Below are 19,704 nucleotides of genomic sequence, written 5' to 3'. Positions count from 1 at the left end.
GGCCTTATCGTCCTCTTAAAGGTTTAGCAACCTTGAAGACTTTAGCTTATAAAAAAACCAACTAAACGCGACAGGGAATAATATGAAGAAAACACTTTTGAAGCTAACGCCGATAGCGTTGGCCATTACAACGTTAACCGCTTGCTCGCCAGCAAGTGAAACATCTAACACAGCGCCAGAACCTATTAAAACGGAACAGCCTGCTGGGCAGTCTGAATCTGAGCGCCTGAATGCGTTTTTTGAACGTACTTTTGAAGAGGATCTTAAGCGCTCTCCCCTGTTCCAAAGTTACCTCGGTAAAAAGTGGGACTATGATAAATGGGATGACATCAGTGATGAAGAAGCCGATGCCCGCGTTGCCATTGCTAAAAATCGTCTTGAAAAGCTTAATAGTTTCGACACCACAAAGTTAAGTGAACAAGAAAAGTTAAGCTTACGCCTTTATAAACTGGGCATTGAGCGCGATCTGGCTAACGATGAATTTAGGCACCACCGCTATATTGTGCATCAGTTCCGTGCCGCACATACGCAAGTGCCTAGTTTCCTTATCAACATTCACAGTGTAAAGAGTAAAGAAGATGCTCAGGCCTACATTGGACGACTAGACAATGTACGTACGTACTTTGATCAAGTTATCGAACAAATGAAAGTTCGCGAAAAAGCCGGCGTATTCCCACCCGCATGGGCTTATGATCAAATGATTGATGCGTCAAAAAATGTGATAACTGGCGCGCCGTTTGATTCTAGCGAAACACCGTCTACTATCTGGGAAGATTTTCAAAACAAAGTAAACAACCTTGATATTACAGAGGCTGAAAAAACCACGCTATTAGGTGAGGCAAAAGCCGCGTTAGTTACTTCAGTCATGCCATCTTACGAGAAGTTCATCGAAGAATTAGCTCATCAAAGAGAAGTAACGCCTGAGGGCGACGGCGTGTGGCGCTTGCCCAATGGAGATATGTGGTATCAAAATCGCCTGAACTGGTTTACCACCACTGACCTTTCCGCTGATGAAGTTCACCAGATTGGCGTAGAGAACGTAGAACGCATACACAACGCAATGCGCGATATTATGAAACAGGTGAAATTTGAAGGTACCCTTCAAGAGTTTTTTGTTTTTATGCGTGAAGATGATCAATTCTATCTGCCCTCAACTGATGAAGGTAGACAGCAATATCTTGATATGGCGAAAACAGCCATAGACGACATGCGAGACGCGATTCCTGAATACTTTGGTATTCTTCCAGAAGCGCCAATGATCGTTAAACGTGTTGAAGCGTTCCGCGAACAGTCCGCGGGCAAGGCGTTTTACCAAAGTCCTGCGCAAGACGGCAGCCGCCCAGGAATCTATTACGCCAACCTTTATGATATGAAAGCGATGCCGACTTATCAGCTGGAGGCGCTGGCGTATCACGAGGGCATTCCAGGTCACCACATGCAGCGCGCAATTGCACAAGAACTAGAGGGAGTGCCTCAGTTTCAGAAGTTCTTGAGCTTTACCGCATACACGGAAGGCTGGGGCCTTTATACCGAAGAACTCGCAAAGGACATGGGCTTTTATGAAGACCCGTATTCTGATTTCGGTCGCCTAGCTATGGAACTTTGGCGCGCTTGCAGACTTGTTGTTGATACGGGTATTCACGCGAAGAAATGGTCCCGTGAAGAAGCGGTAAACTATCTAATAGAGAACACTCCAAACCCTGAATATGACGCGCAAAAAGCCATTGAGCGCTATATTGCCATGCCCGGTCAGGCCACAGCCTATATGATTGGCAAACTTAAAATTATGGAGCTTAGAGAACATGCCCAAACTGAACTTGGCGACAAGTTTGATTGGAAAGGTTTCCATGATGAAGTGCTTAAATATGGTCCTTTACCACTTTCTATATTAGAAGAAAACATCAACACTTGGATTGCTGCTCAAAAAAGTGCCTAGTGTTTCAGACCTGGTGTTATGGTCATAGGAAAAAAGATAAAACGCGCCTTTCGGCTAACGAAATGGCGCGTTTTTTGTGCCATAGTGAAAAAAGTTTACGTTTTCGGATTTTTTTATGTTTGGGCGAAATAAATCTGACAGTGGTCAGGTCTTATCGAATATGAAAGCAAAACACCAAAGATATGAAGCACTGGTAAAGGCATTCCACGCCGACATTTACCGCTATGCATTCTGGCTTATAAAAGACCAGAGCATTGCTGAGGATGTCGTACAGGAAACGTTTCTTCGTGCTTGGCGCTCTTTAGACGCCCTAAATGATGAAAAGGCAGCAAAGTCTTGGTTAATAACCATTCTTCGTCGTGAGAATGCCCGTCGGTTTGAGCGTAAGCAATTCGACACGGTAGATATTGACGATTGCCATATACAAGACGACACTCAGCATGCAGACGGAGACTTGAAAGACAGAGAACTTCAGCGACTATTGGGTGGGTTGAGCGTGGAATACCGTGAACCATTAATCCTTCAATTGATTTTTGGGTTTAGCGGCGAAGAAATCGCCGACCAGTTGGGTCTTAATAAGAACACGGTAATGACGCGTTTGTTTAGGGCGAGAAATCAGCTAAAAGAGGCATTAGAGAAACAGAATGAACAGAGAGGTCGTGTAAATGGATGAGTTAGAATTTAGGCGTCGAATCTACGCCGATCCAGAAACGGCTGACAGTGATGTTGTAGAAGCAGCGAAGGCGGATGAAAGCAAACGCAGTTTCTGGAATGAACAAAAGCAGTTTGATAAACAGTTAAAGCAAGCCCTCAAAGTTGATGTGCCAGAAGACTTAGCTAGCAAGCTTATTTGGCAGCAATCAACGGACGAGTTTAACCGCTACAAACGAAGAAGTCGTTGGTATTTAGCGATGGCTGCATCGGTTGCTTTCACTGTAGGTATCGGACTTACCATGTGGTATCACCAACCGCTTAGTATCGGTGGTCAAGCACTTGCGCACATGCAGTATGCCGAAATGGAAACTGCTCACTCTCTACTTCCTGCAGACTTAGATATGGTTAACGCAAAGTTGGCGAGTTTTGGCGGTAGCTTTAGCGAAATGCTCGAAGGTGTTGAAGTGGTGAATTATTGTCACTTAAGTACGGTTAGAAGCCTACATCTTATTGTCGACACGCCACAAGGGAAAATGTCGGTATTCGTTGTACCTGAGCGCGGTGACGTTACCGTACCTAACGCATTTTCTGACGATCATTATCACGGCGAAAGCATCAAAATGAAACACGCCAATGTGATGATTGTGGGCGACAAAGACGCTGACTTGAGCGAAATGAAAAAAGCAGTCTCTGAAAGGATCCAATTTTCAGCCTAGCCGAAAAGCATATCCCCTGTCTGAAAGTGCTTGTTTTACGCACTTCCCTTCGTCGGCCCAAAGCGGCCGACTTTTTTTACCTAAATTTAAGGTGAAAACATGCGCAATAAAACTTATACTTTAGAATTAAACAGTTGTTTAATTATCAATAAATATTAAAGCTAATCCGCAGTATAGAGGTAGCAAATTCAATGACCGCTTGGTGTCGTTTTACAAGGGTGAAGTTTTGTCTACTTTTCATCATCTTCGTGAGTCATTCTCTTCATGCACAGTTAGACAAAAGCTCTGAGAAATTGAGGCTTAAAAAGTTAGATGCTTATAGTCACCTAGCAGCAACAACTATTTATAACTGGAACAACCAAACTGATATCGACAATGATCAGATAAAGACTAAAATTGAAAATTTACAAATTCAAACTGATGACACTAGTGAAGGTGTTATCTTTAGGCACTTACTAGCCACAGGAACAGCTAACGAAACGGAAAGCCCGCGAGTTCCCATTTACGTCAGGTCACCTTTGCTTGAAAGTCACTGGAATGAGCTGAAATCCTTGAATCCAGACTTATACGCTGCCGCTAGAGCCTACTACATTTATGCCAGAGCAGTTAATGACTTTAAGGGGTCATCTCAGCGAATAAATGAAACGGTGCCGGCGCTTAGACGGTTGAAACGGGAAGTTTTAGAAACAGAAAATAAAACGGCAACCGCAATAGCTAGCATATGGCTGGCGATGGAACTCACCTTAGCTAACCCCATTCAGGCCATTAATGAAATAGAATACGCACTTCCCCATTTGCCCGCCCGCTCTTCTAGACTTACTTTAGAAAATGCGTTAGATAACGATACGGCACACGAATGGCTTCGCATTGCTTTTACTGAGCTATCGGTACCAAGTAGAGCCTACTTTCATTCAATGAAGATCGTAGAAGGGAGTACTCAAAACGACGATGTCGTAACGTGGGCATACTACACTGCGATTGATTCATTGCTACTTCAGGCTAAATACGAGGAAGCTTTATTCATTTCGGAAAAAGCTATTGAGCTTGTAAAAAATAGAAATTCAAAAGCTAATGTATTTTTAATTTTTTATCAAAAATTAAGAGTGCTGATAATGGGGTTTCGGGTAACTCATGATAGTCAGATACGCTCTATTGTAAGTGAGATGGAGGCTATAGGCGCTTCTCAATTTGAAACCGTTCCAGAAGAACTTGTTTACCTCTACCAGTCTTATAAAGCCATTGTTGAAAATAATGAACAGCAACTCTCTTTGGCAGTGAAAAAGTACGAAAACTCCGTACTTAATAGCGCGTCATCAAGCGAATTTAAGAGCCAATATCTTCTACGTAAAGAGCTCGAACTTACAAGAATTTATGATATCGCTGGCGATTACGAAAAAGCCTATGCGCATTCTAAAGCATACAATCAGCTTCTTTTTAAAAAGAACACAGAGCAGTTTAAGTTTTCCGCATCTAATTTCAGTGATGGTATCGCAAAAGATGTCGAATTAGCCCATTACCGCCAAAAAGAATTGAACGTGTTGCGCGACGAAAAAGAAGGATTATCGACTGATAAAGAGGCGATGAAAACTATCATCTTTGCCTTGGTGGTTACCATTCTTGCTATTCTCGCTTTATGGCTGTGGATTTCAAAAAGACAAAGCGATTTACTTGCCGAGCGTGATTCACTTACCGGTGCACTAACTCGTCGAGCCATGTTAAATAGCCTTAAAAAATCCCTTAACGACAATAAGACTTCGTGTATTGCCCTTCTAGACGTTGATAATTTTAAAAAAATTAATGACAGGTACGGTCACACCGTGGGTGATGAAGTGTTAACTACATTTACCCAAATTATTCAAAATAGAATTCGCAAGTCAGACAAGCTTTGCCGATATGGCGGTGAAGAGTTTTTGATCTACTTTTCTGATTCTGACCAGCAGTCGGCAAAGCGTATACTTGATGAATTAAACATGACGCTTTCTCGTCAAAAACATTGGCGCCATACCAATGAAAAGTTCTCCGTCAGTTTCTCTTCCGGGCTTCTTAATGTAAACGGAGAAACCAATCTGGATACCATTATAAAGGCGTGTGATGAACTTCTTTATAAAGCCAAAAGAACCGGTCGTGCTCGCGTCGAAGCCTATGCATTTTAATTCGTCGCCAAACTTTATTTACGTATAGCCGTATAGAAAACAAGCAAGGTCGCCGACTGACATAGAGACTCTATGTCATAGGTGTTAGCATGAAGAAAAAAGCATAGGGAATTTATATGGCTACTGGCACGATAATCTCGTTAGGTTTGTATTTTATTGTAATGTTGGGAATAGGCCTTTTCGCTTATCGGCAAACAGACACCAACGTAGAGGGCTACATGCTTGGCGGCCGCCAATTAGGCCCGGCAGTAACCGCACTTTCAGCTGGGGCATCGGACATGAGTGGTTGGATGCTCATGGGTTTACCTGGCGCTATGTATGTATCTGGCTTATCTGCAGGGTGGATTGCTGTAGGGTTAGTTCTAGGTGCACTCGCAAATTATATGTTAGTTGCTCCACGACTTCGCGTTTACACTGAAGTTGCTAATAACTCTATCACCCTCCCTGACTATTTTGAAAATCGCTTTGCCGATAACTCTCGCCTATTAAGAGTAATCGCGTCTGTGGTCATCGTTGTTTTCTTTACGCTTTACACGTCGTCTGGCGTAGTTGCCGGCGGAAAGCTTTTTGAAACATCGTTTGGATTAACTTACGAGACAGGTTTGTATGTTACCGCTGGTGTCGTTGTAGCCTATACCCTTGTTGGCGGCTTCATGGCAGTGAGCATGACCGACTTTGTGCAAGGCTGCATTATGTTCGTATCATTGATTATGGTACCTGCAGTTGTCATCAGCGAACTCGGCGGAATTGGAGCCTCAATTGACGCTTTAGATACAATTAACCCTGCATTATTTGATGCGTTCATGGATGCTTCTACCAACGAAGCCCTGAGTGTGATCGGCATTGTTTCACTAATGTCTTGGGGGCTAGGCTACTTTGGACAGCCTCATATTATTGTGCGTTTTATGGCTATACGTTCTGTGAAAGATATTCCAACAGCGCGCAACATTGGTATGGGCTGGATGATTGTATCGATTATCGGTGCATTGATGACAGGCCTTTTCGGCCTGGCGTTTGTGACAGGTAATGGTAACGAGATTGACCCAGAAACCATCTTCATTTATTTGTCTCAAATTCTATTTCACCCACTTGTTGGTGGCTTCTTACTTGCGGCGATTTTAGCGGCGATCATGAGTACTATTTCGTCTCAGCTTTTGGTGACTTCAAGTTCACTGACCAGTGACTTTTATCAAGCATTCCTTCGTCGCGATGCGTCAGATGGCGAACTCGTTATTGCCGGTCGCGTGAGTGTAGTGGTTGTCGCACTTGTTGCCATTTATTTAGCTTATGACAGAGACAGCACTATATTGACGCTAGTAAGTAACGCATGGGCTGGCTTTGGTGCGGCATTCGGACCGCTTGTACTATTTAGTCTGTTTAAGCGTGAAATGACACGTCGCGCAGCGCTAGGTGGCATGGTTGTGGGAGCGGTGACAGTGTTACTGTGGATTTATCTTCCAGTTGAAATCGGCGGCCAAAAGCTTGGCGAATGGATGTACGAGATTGTACCTGGGTTTATTTTATCTAGCTTAACCATCATGATTTTAAGTAAATCAGGTTCACCAAGAGAAGGTGTGGTTGATACATTCGATGCTTTCCAAACCAAACTGAGCGAAAAATAAGCGCACAACAAAAAATTTAGTTTGCAACAATACTGAGCGATGAACAAATAGCCCTGTTTAGGTTACTTAACAGGGCTTTTTTCTTTTTATAGCCCTTGAAAAAAGTGGCTTATGCTTCAATTGCATGACAGTTTTATTTAATGGAATAAGATAGCTATTTTAAATAGCAAAATCGCATACTACTTTTGAATTTAAATATGTTATCGTTCTATGCAGAAAAATAACCCATATATAACTTTTTTGTATATAACATAAAATTCGGACTTCAAAATGACTGCTAGTATCCCGTCTGTAACGCATTTGAAACAACTCGAAGCCGAGAGTATCCAGATTTTCCGTGAGGTTGCTGCTGAGTTTGAAAACCCAGTTATGCTTTACTCTGTAGGAAAAGACTCTTCTGTACTGCTTCACCTTGCCCGTAAAGCGTTCGCGCCCGGCAAAATTCCTTTCCCACTATTACACGTAGATACCACGTGGAAGTTTGGTGAAATGATCAAGTTCCGTGATGAGCAAGCTAAGAAACACGGTTTCGATTTGCTTGTTCACATCAATGAAGAAGGTGTTGAAGCTGGCGTTGGCCCATTTAGCCACGGTTCAGCAAAACATACTGACATCATGAAAACCCAAGCACTTAAGCAAGCGCTGAACAAATATAAGTTCGATGCTGCATTTGGTGGCGCTCGACGCGACGAGGAAAAATCACGTGCCAAAGAACGTGTTTACTCATTCCGCGACAGCAACCACCGCTGGGACCCAAAAAACCAGCGTCCAGAGCTTTGGAATATTTATAACTCTCAGGTTAATAAAGGCGAAAGCATTCGTGTATTCCCAATGTCTAACTGGACTGAGCTAGATATCTGGCAATACATCTACCTAGAAAACATCGATATTCCACAACTTTACCTTTCTAAGCCTCGCCCTGTCGTTGAGCGCGACGGCATTCTTATTATGGTTGACGACGACCGTATGCCGCTAGAAGAAGGTGAAGTACCAGAGATGCGCTCTGTGCGTTTCCGTACCCTTGGCTGTTACCCACTGACCGGTGCGGTAGAGTCAGAAGCAGCAACCCTACCTGAAGTTATTCAAGAAATGCTGCTTACCAAGACGTCTGAACGTCAGGGCCGAGTAATCGACCATGACAGCGCAGGCTCTATGGAGAAGAAGAAAATGGAAGGGTACTTCTAATGGCCACCGACAACGTTGTTTGGCATAAACACGAAGTAAACAAGACCACCCGTTCTGAAAAGCTTTGTCAAACGCCTCGTGTATTCTGGCTAACGGGTTTAAGCGGCTCTGGTAAATCGACATTAGCCAACCTGCTTGAGAAAAAGCTTCACGAGCAGAACAAGCACACCTATCTACTTGACGGCGACAACGTGCGCCACGGTCTGTGTGGCGATTTAGGTTTCAGCGATAAAGATCGCGTTGAAAACATTCGCCGCATTAGCGAAGTCGCTAAACTGTTTGTCGATGCCGGTACCATTGTGCTTACCGCTTTTATCTCGCCTTTCAAAGCCGACCGCGATTACTGCCGTAGCTTGATGGAAGGCGGAGAGTTTGTAGAAGTGTTTGTCGATACACCTATTGAAGTGTGTGAAAAACGCGACCCGAAAGGGCTGTACAAAAAAGCGCGTAGCGGTGAAATTAAGGACTTCACAGGAATTGATTCAGCCTATGAAGCACCTGAAGCGCCAGAAGTACACTTAACCTATCAGGATGAACCCGCAGAGCAAACCGCTGAGCGATTGTATGCTTTGCTTCAAGAAAAGGGATTAGTGTAATGACACAGCCTTTAAATAGTCTTGCACAAAAAGTGCTAGCTATCGCCAAAGAAGCCGGCGATAAGATAATGGCCATTTACGAGAAAGACTTCGCCATTTATGAAAAGCAGGATACCAGCCCACTAACAGAAGCTGACCTTGCCGCACATAACGTAATCGTTAACGCCCTTGAAGCTGAATCTGATCTGCCGATTCTTTCTGAAGAGTCAGCAGATATTTCATGGGAAGAACGCAAAACGTGGTCGTCATACTGGCTGGTAGACCCGCTAGACGGCACTAAAGAGTTTATTAAGAAAAACGGTGAGTTTACGGTAAATATTGCACTTATCGAAAACGGTAAACCGACCATGGGTGTGGTTTACGCGCCAGCACTAAACAAAAGCTATGTAGGTATTGTTGGTGAAGGTGCATGGACTGAAGTGAATGACGAATTTACCGCTATTTCTGCGCGCAAGCACGATGGTGCCGAAGTGTGGAAAGTGGTAGGTAGTCGTTCTCACCAAAGCCCTGAAATTCAGAATTTATTGGCGCAGCTTAAAGGTGAAACTGAGCTTGTGGCGATGGGCAGCTCACTAAAGCTTTGCTTGGTGGCTGAGGGCGAAGCACATCTTTACCCTCGATTAGGCCCAACATCTGAATGGGATACAGGTGCAGCGCACGCCGTCGCATTAGCGGCAGGTGCAAACGTAACCGTACTTGACCCTGAAAATCCATTAGATGACAACGCTGATGCTCTTACGTACAACCAAAAAGAGTCTGTGTTAAACCCCTTTTTCCTTGTGAGCGCATAACATGAACAATGAAAACGAATTATTAAGACAGGACATTCTGTCTTACTTAGAACAACACGAAAAGAAAGATATGCTACGTTTCCTTACCTGCGGTAGCGTAGACGACGGTAAAAGTACCCTAATTGGTCGCCTGCTTCACGACTCTAAAATGATTTATGAAGACCAACTTGCTGCTATCACTAAAGACAGCAAAAAAGTGGGCACTACCGGCGAGAAAGTTGACCTTGCCCTTCTTGTAGACGGTCTTCAGTCTGAGCGTGAGCAAGGGATTACAATCGACGTAGCATACCGCTACTTCTCTACTGACAAGCGTAAGTTTATTATCGCTGATACTCCGGGGCACGAGCAGTACACTCGTAACATGGTAACCGGTGCGTCAACGTGCGACCTTGCTATTATTCTTGTTGATGCTCGCGGCGGCGTTAAGGTTCAAACGAAACGTCACTCGTTCCTGGTTTCTCTTCTAGGTATCAAACACGTTATTGTTGCTATCAACAAAATGGACTTGATGGACTATTCAGAAGAAGTGTACAAGCAAATTCAGGAAGACTACCTGAAGTTTGCTGAGCAGCTTGATATTCCTGACATTCAGTTCGTACCTATTTCAGCACTTGAAGGCGACAACGTAGTAGGCAAGAGCGAAAAGACCCCTTGGTTTGACGGCACGCCACTTATGGAAATGTTGGAAAACATTGAAATTGGTGAAGACGACAACCTAGAAGATTTTCGCTTCCCTGTACAATACGTTAACCGCCCTAACCTAGATTTCCGTGGCTTTGCGGGTACCGTGGTATCTGGCCAAGTTGCACCAGGTGATGAAGTAACGGCACTTCCTTCTGGTAAGAAATCAAAGGTGAAGCAAGTTGTTACGTTTGAAGGCGACCAAGAGCGCGCTTATGTACCTCAAGCGGTAACGCTTACGCTAGAAGATGAAATTGACATCTCTCGTGGCGATATGATTGTAAAATCAGATAACTTGCCGTTGCTAAGCACACAATTTAAAACTCACCTTGTGTGGATGTCTGAAGAGCCGCTAATGCCAAACAAGCAATACTTGTTTAAGTTCGCGACTAAATCAACGCCAGGGGTAGTTGCTCATATCGATAATCAAATTGATGTGAACACGCTAGAAGAAACAGATGCTATGCACTTAAATCTTAACGAGATTGGTGTTGTAGACGTTAAGTTTACTCAGCCTGTTGCTTGCGACCCGTATAAGCGCAATCGCCCTACCGGCTCATTTATCGTTATTGATCGCCTTACCAATGGTACGGTTGGTGCAGGTATGATTATTGATGAAATTGCAGGTGACGCACAGCATGCATCGCCTAACTTCTCTGAGTTCGAGCTTGAATTCAATGCACTAGTACGCAAGCACTTCCCGCATTGGAACTCTGTGGATATCAGTAAACTTTAAGCAGGACTGGAGCAATATGGATGTGACCCAGTTCATCGTACTGGCAGTATTTGCCGGTACGATATGTGCGCTGATCTTTACCAATCAGCGCCCTTCCACTGTGTTTTCTGGTGCAGTGTTAGCTTTACTGGTTACCCAGCAGTTATCTCTTGATGACATCTTGCTAAATTTAACAAACAAGGGTCTTATTACCCTTGTTTTGTTGCTTTTAGTAAGCAGTGCAATTGATAAAACAGCGCTAATAAAACGCCTAGGAAGGAAGTTGGTAAGTGCTAACTTTACTCAATCCTACTGGCGCTTGTTTTCACTGACCTTTTTATCGTCTGCGCTATTAAACAATACAGCTATTGTGGCGAGCCTTATTGGTCCAATTAAGCAAAACCAATATCACCCTGCCTCCCGATTGCTAATTCCCCTCTCGTATGCTGCTATTTTAGGTGGTACGGTCACCTTAATCGGTACGTCTACCAACCTGATCGTAGACAGCTTTTTGCAAGAGCATGGGCATCCGGGCTTTAACTTTTTCGACTTCACACTTTATGGCACCGTAGCGGGCCTGAGCTGTGGTCTACTCATGTTTTTGTTACTTCCTTTGCTACCTCATATTGGCAATAAGAGTAATAACTATCACGAGTATATGGTTGAAGCCGAAGTGGAGTCTGGTTCAGAACTCATAGGCAAAACCGTAGAACAAAACCATTTACGTAACTTACCAGAACTCTTTTTGGTAGAAGTGGTACGCAATGGGAATCTGATATCTCCTGTAGGGCCTGACCTAGTCATTTTGGAAAACGACAAGCTTATATTCTCTGGCAACGTTCAAAAACTTGATAATCTTAGCCATATAAAAGGGCTAAGCATGTTTGCCGAGACCGATGGAGTTTTACGTGAAAGCTTAACTGAGGTGGTGGTTGCTAATCGCGCTCAAGTTATCGGGCAAACCATTAAGAAACTAGGCTTTAGAGCCCTGTTCGATGCGGCAGTTGTTGCCATTCGTCGCGATGGAGAGCAATTATCAGGTAAGTTAGGCGAAATAAAGCTTCAGGCAGGTGACTTCTTGCTTTTGGCTACGGGCCCAGACTTTGCGACTCGTCAAAATCTAAATAAAAACTTTTTTATTTTGTCAGAGCAAAAAATCGCCCGCCCGTTAACCAACAAGCAAGAATGGATTACCCTTGGCGGCTTCCTTTCCACGGTGTTATTGGCTGCAACTAATGTCATTTCACTGGCTATCGGTTTGCTGTTCTTAGCCGCTGTACTCATTGGCGTTAAAGTGACGTCAAACGGGGAAATGAAGCGAAATTTACCGTTGAATTTGATTGTTGTTATTGTGGGCGCTTTAAGTTTGGCTACCGCACTAGAAAATTCAGGCGTGATAAGTACAACCACTGAAGCACTTATGCCGGTATTATCGGACACCGACTGGTTTATAGCTTTGTTAGTCATTTATTTGCTAACTTTGGTTTTGACCGAGTTCGTTACTAACAACGCAGCTGCGGCGTTAATGTTCCCATTTGCCTACGGTTTAGTTCAAATCATTGGGGCCCCTCTTATGCCATTTGCACTCGCAGTGGCATTTGCTGCAAGTGCCAGTTTTATTTCGCCATTTGGCTATCAAACTAACTTGCTTGTTTATAATGCAGCGAACTATAAGTTTTCTCACTTTATAAAAATAGGCCTGCCAATTTCGGTACTGTATAGCACCATCGTTTTAACATTGCTAAAAGTAACGTATTTGTAATCAGTGTTATGGCTTAGTCAGAATTAGAGAAGATTTAAAGGGAAGCATCGCTTCCCTTTTCTCTATCGCGTTAAAATTCATCATGCTTTCACACTCACTCTATACACCTTCGTTTACAAAAAATATTCCTTTATCAGGATCTTGTGCTGTACATCATCTTTAGCCACCAGTAATCTGTAGGTGCAGTAGTTATGACGTGTTTAACAACAATGACTTACGCTCAGTCATTGGTTTACACACAAACCAAACAGTAAATAAAAATGAAAAAAAGGAGCAAGGGATGCACAGTGTGACCAACCCTTTCCAAGCGTGTAATGATATCTTTTTTAAACCGAACGGCGTGTTTAAAGCAGTAGGTGAAAACAACAACTGGAGTTGGATGCCATTTATTCTAGTCATGGCTATCACACTAGTCTCGCAGTACCTCTATGTGAATTTCGTAGACATTGAGTGGTTTGCAGAAATGAACATTGCCACGCAAGGAGACATGAGCCCAGCGGAAGAGGAGCAAATGAAGGCCTTTTTCACTAGAGATGCCTTGCTCTGGTCATCAATGATCGGCGCTTTTTTTGTTCCTATTATTGTTAACGCAGTTTATGCCGTTTATGTGAATCTAATGACACGTTCAGACGACAGCCACGTTTACGGCTTTACTGACTGGTACGGCTTTGCATGGTGGCTTTCCATGCCTTATGTACTGACTGGTTTAGTAGGTGTTGGTCTACTGTTGGTCGCCGGTGATCATCAAGTGGCGCCATCAATCTTATCACCAACCTCATTAGGCTTTATTGCAGGTATCCCCATGGACTCGCCGTGGTACGCCTTTGGTCAGGCGCTAAGATTAGAGCTTTTCTGGGGTATTTATTTGGCTACGGTAGGCATCTCACAGTGGACGTCTTTTCCTCTTAAAAAGGCGGCTTTAATTGCAAGCGCACCTTATATCGTTATCTATGGTATTTGGTTGGTCGCCTTGACCTTATTTTAAAAGCGTCTGGTCGAATAAGCTCTCTTCTCTATTAAGTACTCATTAGCGCTGCTCCAAGATAAATAATGGATGCAGCGCTAATTTTTTAAAAGGTACTTTGTCCCCACCATCACTTGGTGTTCATGCCAAAACACTTGTCCCCAAAACGCTTAAGGCCACAGAGGGAGCTGTATGGTCGGCTTACTTCCCATGCGAAGCGGCCTAAAATACTCTGTATTTTGATAAAATATTGCACTCTGGTCACTGTGCCACAAAGGTACACCAAGTAAGGGCAAGGGCTTTAAAAGCGGGGTAGATTCGAAGTAATTTAATGCTTGGATACGCGCAATCAAGGCATCGTCAACTATCGAGCGCTGCTGCCACTTACCAAGGTTACTAAAGCCGTGGGGGACAGACACTGCTAACCACTTTCCGGTAAGTCCTATAAAAGGGTTTAGCATCATTTCTAAATTTGCGTGGCCAAAGATAAAGGGGCTTACTGTTGTGTGCCACAGCATTCGCTTTTCGACAAAGACCCTTTGCCATTCATGGGCAGCTAGTTCAGCTAAGAATGTTTCCAACTCATCCGCTTCATACACCCCGTTTCCACTATTGTTATTCTGTAAGCCAACATCAATGTGAGCATGTTCTTTTCTTGAGCTGTGGTTCATTACCGCAGGCGCTTCTACAGCGAGCACCACACCGCACTCATCGAAATGAGTGATGCGATTTCGGCGGGGCGTCCTGGGGTTTACACCATGGGTTTGAATATCATTGATATGTAGCTCGTTTAATAATGACTTTGTTTTTGGAAATTGAAGCCAAATTAGCGCATTAAATAAATCATGCCAGCTCTGTTCACGAGTAGGCACAACCCTATCCTCGCTAATAATGGTTTCGTAATAACGCTGCTCTTCTTCTGAAAACTGACTTTGCCCCTTAAATGACGGCCCTTGCCACGGCATGTGGTATTGCGCGGTGAGTTTGTTTAACACGTCAGGTGTAGGAAATTCATTCTTACTTAGTAAGCCAACCTCTTCTAACAGGTCCGTAACTGGTTTACTGGCGTTTTTTAGTAAGTAGTCGTTACAGAAGGGGATCAAGTGTGATTGCATATCAACTATTGGTTCGCTCTGGCGTTTTCTCTATACTGGTTGCGTATTGTAGAGCAAACAGAGACTAACAATGAAAAAAATGTTTTTGCCATTGCTTGTACCTACCCTTTTAGGCGTAAGTGCTTGCACTCCTAGTAACGACAGCACCTCAACAAACGAGTCTGCCCAGAAAGCAATGCCTGTGGCGTCTAACTTTGACAGTGTTTACAACAGTATTTCAGATGCAGATATTCGCGAGCCATTAAAGATATTGTCTTCAGATGAGTTTGAGGGTCGTTTACCGACCACTGAAGGTGAAAAGAAAACTATTGATTATCTGGTTAGTGAATTTACTAAAGCTGGGCTTAAACCGGGTAACGGCGATAGCTTTTTACAAAAAGTAGCCCTTATGGAAATTACAGCTGACCCAGATATGACCATGACTATCGGTGACAATAGCTTCGCATACAAAGAGCAAATGGTTGCCTCTTCCAAGCGTGAGCAAAGCTCGGTCTCCCTGGAAGATTCTGAACTGGTGTTCGTAGGGTATGGTGTAAATGCGCCGGAATACGACTGGAACGACTACGAAGGACTAGACGTTAAAGGCAAAACGGTAGTAATGCTAATTAACGACCCTGGTTTTGAAAACCCAGAAAGCGGCAAGTTTCAGGGCACGACGATGACATATTATGGTCGTTGGAGCTACAAGTATGAAGAAGCGAGTCGTCAAGGTGCAGCAGGCGCTATCATTGTTCATGAAACCGCACCTGCCTCTTACGGCTGGTCAGTTGTTGCCAACAGCTGGAGTGGTCCGCAATATGGTTTGGTAAGTGCCGACAAAGGTGCAAGCCGAGTTGCAGTTGAAGGCTGGCTCACACTTGATGCAGCTAAGAAAGTATTTGCAGATGCAGGTCTCGATTTTGATACTGAAAAAGCAAACGCCATGCAGGGACCATATAGCAAAGCGATGGATATCAAAGCGTCAGTTACGGTTAATAACACATTTAAAAAGTCTGAAAGCAACAACGTGATAGCCACATTGCCCGGTTCGGCGTTTCCAGACGAGCATATTATTTACACGGCGCACTGGGATCACTTGGGTAAAGATGAAACTAAAGAAGGCGATCAGATTTACAACGGTGCGCACGATAACGCCACAGGCACCGCAGCAATTCTAGCCATGGCAAAAGCCTACTCTGAACTTACACCTGCACCAAAACGCTCAGTCTCATTTTTAGTGGTAACCGCTGAAGAACAAGGGCTGTTAGGCAGTAAATTCTATGCAAGCAACCCGGTTATTCCTATCGAAAACACGGTTGCTAACATCAACATGGACGCAATGAACGTTTTAGGTAAAACCAAGAACGTGGCGGTTGTGGGCATGGGTAAATCGGAAATGGAAGACTATCTGGAAACCGCTGCGGCAAAACAAGGCCGGACGCTAACACAAGAAGACAGACCTGAAGCCGGTTACTATTATCGCTCAGATCACTTCAGCTTTGCCAAACAAGGTGTTCCAGCACTTTATGCAGAAGGGGGTAACGAGCCCGCTGATGAAGAGACGGCTAAGTACAGAAAACGTATGAACGTTATTGTTACTGGCTGCTACCACCAAGTGTGCGACCAGTATCGCGACGATTGGGATTTAAGCGGTATTGTGCAAGATACGCAAATGCTGTTTGATGTAGGTGTAGGCGTTGCAAATGCTGACGCTTGGCCCAAATGGAATGAAACAAGCGAATTCCAACGCCAAAACTAAAAAACGCAGACATAAACACGAATAACGCTGTTTTTATGCGCAACAAACGAATACAGGGTCTCTTGACGAGGCCCTTTTTGTTTCTTTTACAGACCTAGTCGCTAGAGAATTATTCATCAAAATCCCACCTCAATAAATACTTATACTACCGAGTAGACATAAGGATTATGCGCCTAGATTAGGATAAAAATGTTAATAAACGGCTATTTTGAGATAAATGGAATAAGAATTTCCATTTTCTCATCATAATATGCTTGCAATTTCCTGTCAGACTGGCACATTCAGGGGCACGCGAATAAGAATAACAACAAACCTTCGCTCACTCGTACGCGAGTACCGACAGAAAAAACTTCTATTTTTTTCAACAAGTGAACAGAGAGAATCCGTTATATGTGTGGTATTTTCGGTATCCTTGATATCAAAACCGATGTGTCTGAACTCAGAACCCAAGCCCTCGATTTATCAAAACTTTTGCGCCACCGTGGCCCTGACTGGTCGGGTATCTGGAATAATGACAATACCATTCTTTGTCACGAAAGATTGGCGATTGTCGACGTAGATACAGGGGCACAGCCTCTTATCAGCCAAAACGATAAGCAGATTCTTGCCGTAAACGGTGAGATTTATAACCATAAACAACTAGCTGCTGACTTAGCTGAACCATATCCGTTCAAAACCCGTTCTGATTGTGAAGTTATCCTTCCGCTTTTCCAGCAAAAAGGCATCGACTTTATTGATGAACTAGAGGGTATGTTTGCGTTTATTCTTTACGATGAAGAACAAGACGCTTACCTAATTGCCCGTGACCACATTGGCATCATTCCGCTTTACACAGGTTATGATGAACACGGTAACTTCTATGTTTCATCTGAAATGAAAGCGTTAGCAGGCGTATGTAAAACAATTAGTGAGTTTCCTCCTGGCCACTACCTGTGGAGCAAAGAAGGTAAAATCACTAAGTACTACAAACGCGACTGGATGGAATACGACAACGTAAAAGATAACTCAAGTGACCTAGACGAACTTCGCGTGGCTTTTGAAAAAGCGGTTAAGTCGCACATGATGTCTGATGTACCTTACGCTGTACTTCTATCAGGTGGCTTAGACTCATCGCTGGTTTCTGCTGTGGCTGCGCAATATGTCGCAAAGCGCGTTGAAGACGAAGACAAAACAGATGCGTGGTGGCCTCGTCTGCACAGCTTCGCTGTTGGCCTTGAAGGTGCTCCGGACCTTAAAGCTGCGAAGAAAGTAGCGGACATGATCGGTACCGTGCACCATGAGATTCACTTCACTATTCAAGAAGGTTTAGACGCCATCCGTGATGTTATCTATCACTTGGAAACCTACGACACGACCACAATTCGCGCCGCTACTCCAATGTACTTAATGACCCGCAAAATTAAAGCGATGGGTATTAAAATGGTACTATCGGGTGAAGGTTCTGATGAAATTTTTGGTGGTTACCTGTATTTCCACAAAGCACCAAACGCCAAGGAATTCCATGAAGAAACGGTTCGTAAGCTAGATCGCCTTCATATGTTTGACTGTGCGCGTGCTAACAAGGCCACGTCAGCATGGGGTGTAGAGGCCCGTGTTCCTTTCTTAGATAAGAACTTTATTGACGTAGCCATGCGCTTAAACCCTCAAGACAAAATGTGTCTAGATGGAAAAATGGAGAAGTGGATCCTTCGTAAAGCATTTGATAACGGCGAAACCCTTCCAGCAGAAGTATTATGGCGTCAGAAAGAGCAGTTTGGTGACGGCGTAGGTTATTCGTGGATCGACTCAATTCGCGATTTCGTTGAAAACGAAGTCTCGGACCAGCAACTTGCGACAGCTGAGTTCCGCTTCCCAGTTAACACGCCAGATACCAAAGAAGGCTACTACTACCGCACTATCTTTGAGAGCTATTTCCCTCAAGAAAGTGCAGCTCGCTGTGTGCCTGGCGGTAAGTCAATTGCATGTAGTACAGCTGAAGCCCTTGAATGGGACGAAAGCTTTAAAAATAACGCTGACCCATCAGGTCGTTCGATGAAAGGTGTTCACGCTGGTGAGTCTTAATAGACTTAAGCCCTAGCAAAAAACTTAAAAACGCGGCATAAGCCGCGTTTTTTATTGTCTATTTATTCCTTTGAAGCATCTGTAGTTGGCTTGAACCAAAGCGCGGAATTTGTGAGAGGGGTTTCAATAGGCAGTAAGGGGTTCTCTAATGTGAATATTTTTCTCTCATTGACCCCCAAGGATTCTAAGATAGGAGAGTAAGTAGATTCAAATAGGGCATCGAAAGAGCCATCATCTATAGCCCTGTTAAGGCCTGTTTCAATAAGGTTAGCTAAGGTTTTGTTGCTTGAACTGACAAAGTAATACATAGCGGTGGGATAATACAGCGCCATCGAAGGCTCAAGGTAAAGACTATTTCGTCTACCCTCTACCTCTAGTTCTGCATTAACTTCCATGACCGAGCGAGGAAAGAAGTCACCTTTACCCTGCTTAATCATGTTATAGGCTTCACGAAATTCAGGTACTGTAAATACATTAAACCCATTGGCTTGAAGAATTTTGGTGTCAGGCCACTCTTCCCCCTGAATCGGCACAAGTTTACGCATGTCCGTCAGCGATAGCACATCGTTAAACTTCGCTTTCTTATTTTGGTTTATAACAAAAACACGAAGCCCGATAAGGCCTTTTGCAATGGGAATGCGGATAGGGGTGAGCTCTTTTTCTCGCTGGCTGTCCGTCATACTCCACACCACGTTAACTTCTCTATTTTCTCGAAGCTGTCGCAACGCCTTACTGGTCAATAATATGCGGTCAGAGGGACGAAGTTCATAGTTTACCCCCGTTTTATCAAGAGCAAGCTTTAATAAGGCAATAGGATATTGCGCACGTGCATCTGTGTCGTCAATGGGACGTGGGTAATTAATAGTCCAGGTAGCGGCGTTGACGGTTGGCAAAATAATAAAAGAACATAAAGCTAAGGCTACTAATACGGCTTTTTTGAGCGGATTGACGCTATACATTTTCTTTATGTCCCAAATTAAGTAAAGTAAGTAAAGTGAAGTATTCATTCTCTTTA

15 protein-coding genes are annotated in these 19,704 nt (G+C 43.8%); 13 read left to right on the top strand and 2 right to left on the bottom strand.

Features of this window, described 5'->3' with window-relative positions; genetic code table 11:
* The first annotated feature begins 82 nt into the window (after positions 1 to 82).
* The 11 genes from E5672_RS03235 (at position 83) to E5672_RS03185 (ending at position 13,796) form a co-directional block, all read left to right on the top strand.
* Positions 83 to 1,936 (top strand): DUF885 domain-containing protein, encoded by a 1,854-nt coding sequence (locus E5672_RS03235; protein ID WP_136780887.1) that lies wholly within the window; start codon positions 83 to 85, stop codon positions 1,934 to 1,936.
* 115 nt (positions 1,937 to 2,051) lie between these two features.
* Positions 2,052 to 2,609 (top strand): sigma-70 family RNA polymerase sigma factor, encoded by a 558-nt coding sequence (locus E5672_RS03230; RefSeq protein ID WP_136780886.1) that lies wholly within the window; start codon positions 2,052 to 2,054, stop codon positions 2,607 to 2,609.
* Complete coding sequence (locus E5672_RS03225) at positions 2,602 to 3,306, top strand: DUF3379 family protein (protein ID WP_136780885.1); 705 nt, start codon at positions 2,602 to 2,604, stop codon at positions 3,304 to 3,306. Before E5672_RS03230 ends, E5672_RS03225 begins: the two co-directional genes overlap by 8 nt.
* A gap of 191 nt (positions 3,307 to 3,497) precedes the next feature.
* Complete coding sequence (locus tag E5672_RS03220) at positions 3,498 to 5,459, top strand: GGDEF domain-containing protein (protein ID WP_136780884.1); 1,962 nt, start codon at positions 3,498 to 3,500, stop codon at positions 5,457 to 5,459.
* Positions 5,460 to 5,575: 116 nt separating this feature from the next.
* Positions 5,576 to 7,081: a sodium/proline symporter PutP gene (putP, locus tag E5672_RS03215; RefSeq protein WP_136780883.1), complete on the top strand. Its 1,506-nt coding sequence runs from the start codon at positions 5,576 to 5,578 to the stop codon at positions 7,079 to 7,081.
* A gap of 270 nt (positions 7,082 to 7,351) precedes the next feature.
* Positions 7,352 to 8,266 carry a sulfate adenylyltransferase subunit CysD gene (cysD, locus tag E5672_RS03210; RefSeq protein ID WP_014976001.1) on the top strand — a complete coding sequence of 305 codons (915 nt, stop codon included), beginning with the start codon at positions 7,352 to 7,354 and terminating at the stop codon, positions 8,264 to 8,266.
* The gene (gene cysC / locus E5672_RS03205) at positions 8,266 to 8,862 is read left to right on the top strand and encodes an adenylyl-sulfate kinase (RefSeq protein ID WP_136780882.1); all 597 of its coding nucleotides are present in this window, start codon (positions 8,266 to 8,268) and stop codon (positions 8,860 to 8,862) included. Before cysD ends, cysC begins: the two co-directional genes overlap by 1 nt.
* The gene (gene cysQ, locus E5672_RS03200) at positions 8,862 to 9,653 is read left to right on the top strand and encodes a 3'(2'),5'-bisphosphate nucleotidase CysQ (protein WP_136780881.1); all 792 of its coding nucleotides are present in this window, start codon (positions 8,862 to 8,864) and stop codon (positions 9,651 to 9,653) included. The genes cysC and cysQ overlap by 1 nt, the downstream gene beginning before the upstream one ends.
* 1 nt (position 9,654) lies before the next feature.
* Positions 9,655 to 11,070 (top strand): sulfate adenylyltransferase subunit CysN, encoded by a 1,416-nt coding sequence (gene cysN, locus E5672_RS03195; RefSeq protein ID WP_131137039.1) that lies wholly within the window; start codon positions 9,655 to 9,657, stop codon positions 11,068 to 11,070.
* Positions 11,071 to 11,086: 16 nt separating this feature from the next.
* A complete protein-coding gene (locus tag E5672_RS03190; RefSeq protein WP_136780880.1) occupies positions 11,087 to 12,811 on the top strand; it encodes an SLC13 family permease in 1,725 nt (574 codons plus the stop codon).
* 280 nt (positions 12,812 to 13,091) lie between these two features.
* Positions 13,092 to 13,796 carry a YIP1 family protein gene (locus E5672_RS03185; protein WP_136780879.1) on the top strand — a complete coding sequence of 235 codons (705 nt, stop codon included), beginning with the start codon at positions 13,092 to 13,094 and terminating at the stop codon, positions 13,794 to 13,796.
* A 149-nt stretch (positions 13,797 to 13,945) separates the two neighbouring features.
* On the opposite strand, the gene E5672_RS03180 is transcribed toward E5672_RS03185, so the two are convergent.
* Positions 13,946 to 14,890 (bottom strand): DUF3025 domain-containing protein, encoded by a 945-nt coding sequence (locus E5672_RS03180; RefSeq protein ID WP_136780878.1) that lies wholly within the window; start codon positions 14,888 to 14,890, stop codon positions 13,946 to 13,948.
* A 70-nt stretch (positions 14,891 to 14,960) separates the two neighbouring features.
* Between E5672_RS03180 and E5672_RS03175 the strand changes: the two genes are divergently transcribed.
* Positions 14,961 to 16,628 (top strand): M28 family metallopeptidase, encoded by a 1,668-nt coding sequence (locus tag E5672_RS03175; RefSeq protein ID WP_136780877.1) that lies wholly within the window; start codon positions 14,961 to 14,963, stop codon positions 16,626 to 16,628.
* A gap of 390 nt (positions 16,629 to 17,018) precedes the next feature.
* Complete coding sequence (asnB, locus tag E5672_RS03170; protein ID WP_136780876.1) at positions 17,019 to 18,689, top strand: asparagine synthase B; 1,671 nt, start codon at positions 17,019 to 17,021, stop codon at positions 18,687 to 18,689.
* 62 nt (positions 18,690 to 18,751) lie between these two features.
* On the opposite strand, the gene E5672_RS03165 is transcribed toward asnB, so the two are convergent.
* Positions 18,752 to 19,648, bottom strand: coding sequence for a type 2 periplasmic-binding domain-containing protein (locus E5672_RS03165; RefSeq protein ID WP_136781047.1), 897 nt, complete (start codon positions 19,646 to 19,648; stop codon positions 18,752 to 18,754).
* Between the last annotated feature and the right edge of the window lie 56 nt (positions 19,649 to 19,704).

It is taken from the genome of Alteromonas portus, from assembly GCF_005117025.1.
Lineage (GTDB): Bacteria > Pseudomonadota > Gammaproteobacteria > Enterobacterales > Alteromonadaceae > Alteromonas > Alteromonas portus.
This window is presented reverse-complemented; position numbering and strand designations above follow the sequence as displayed.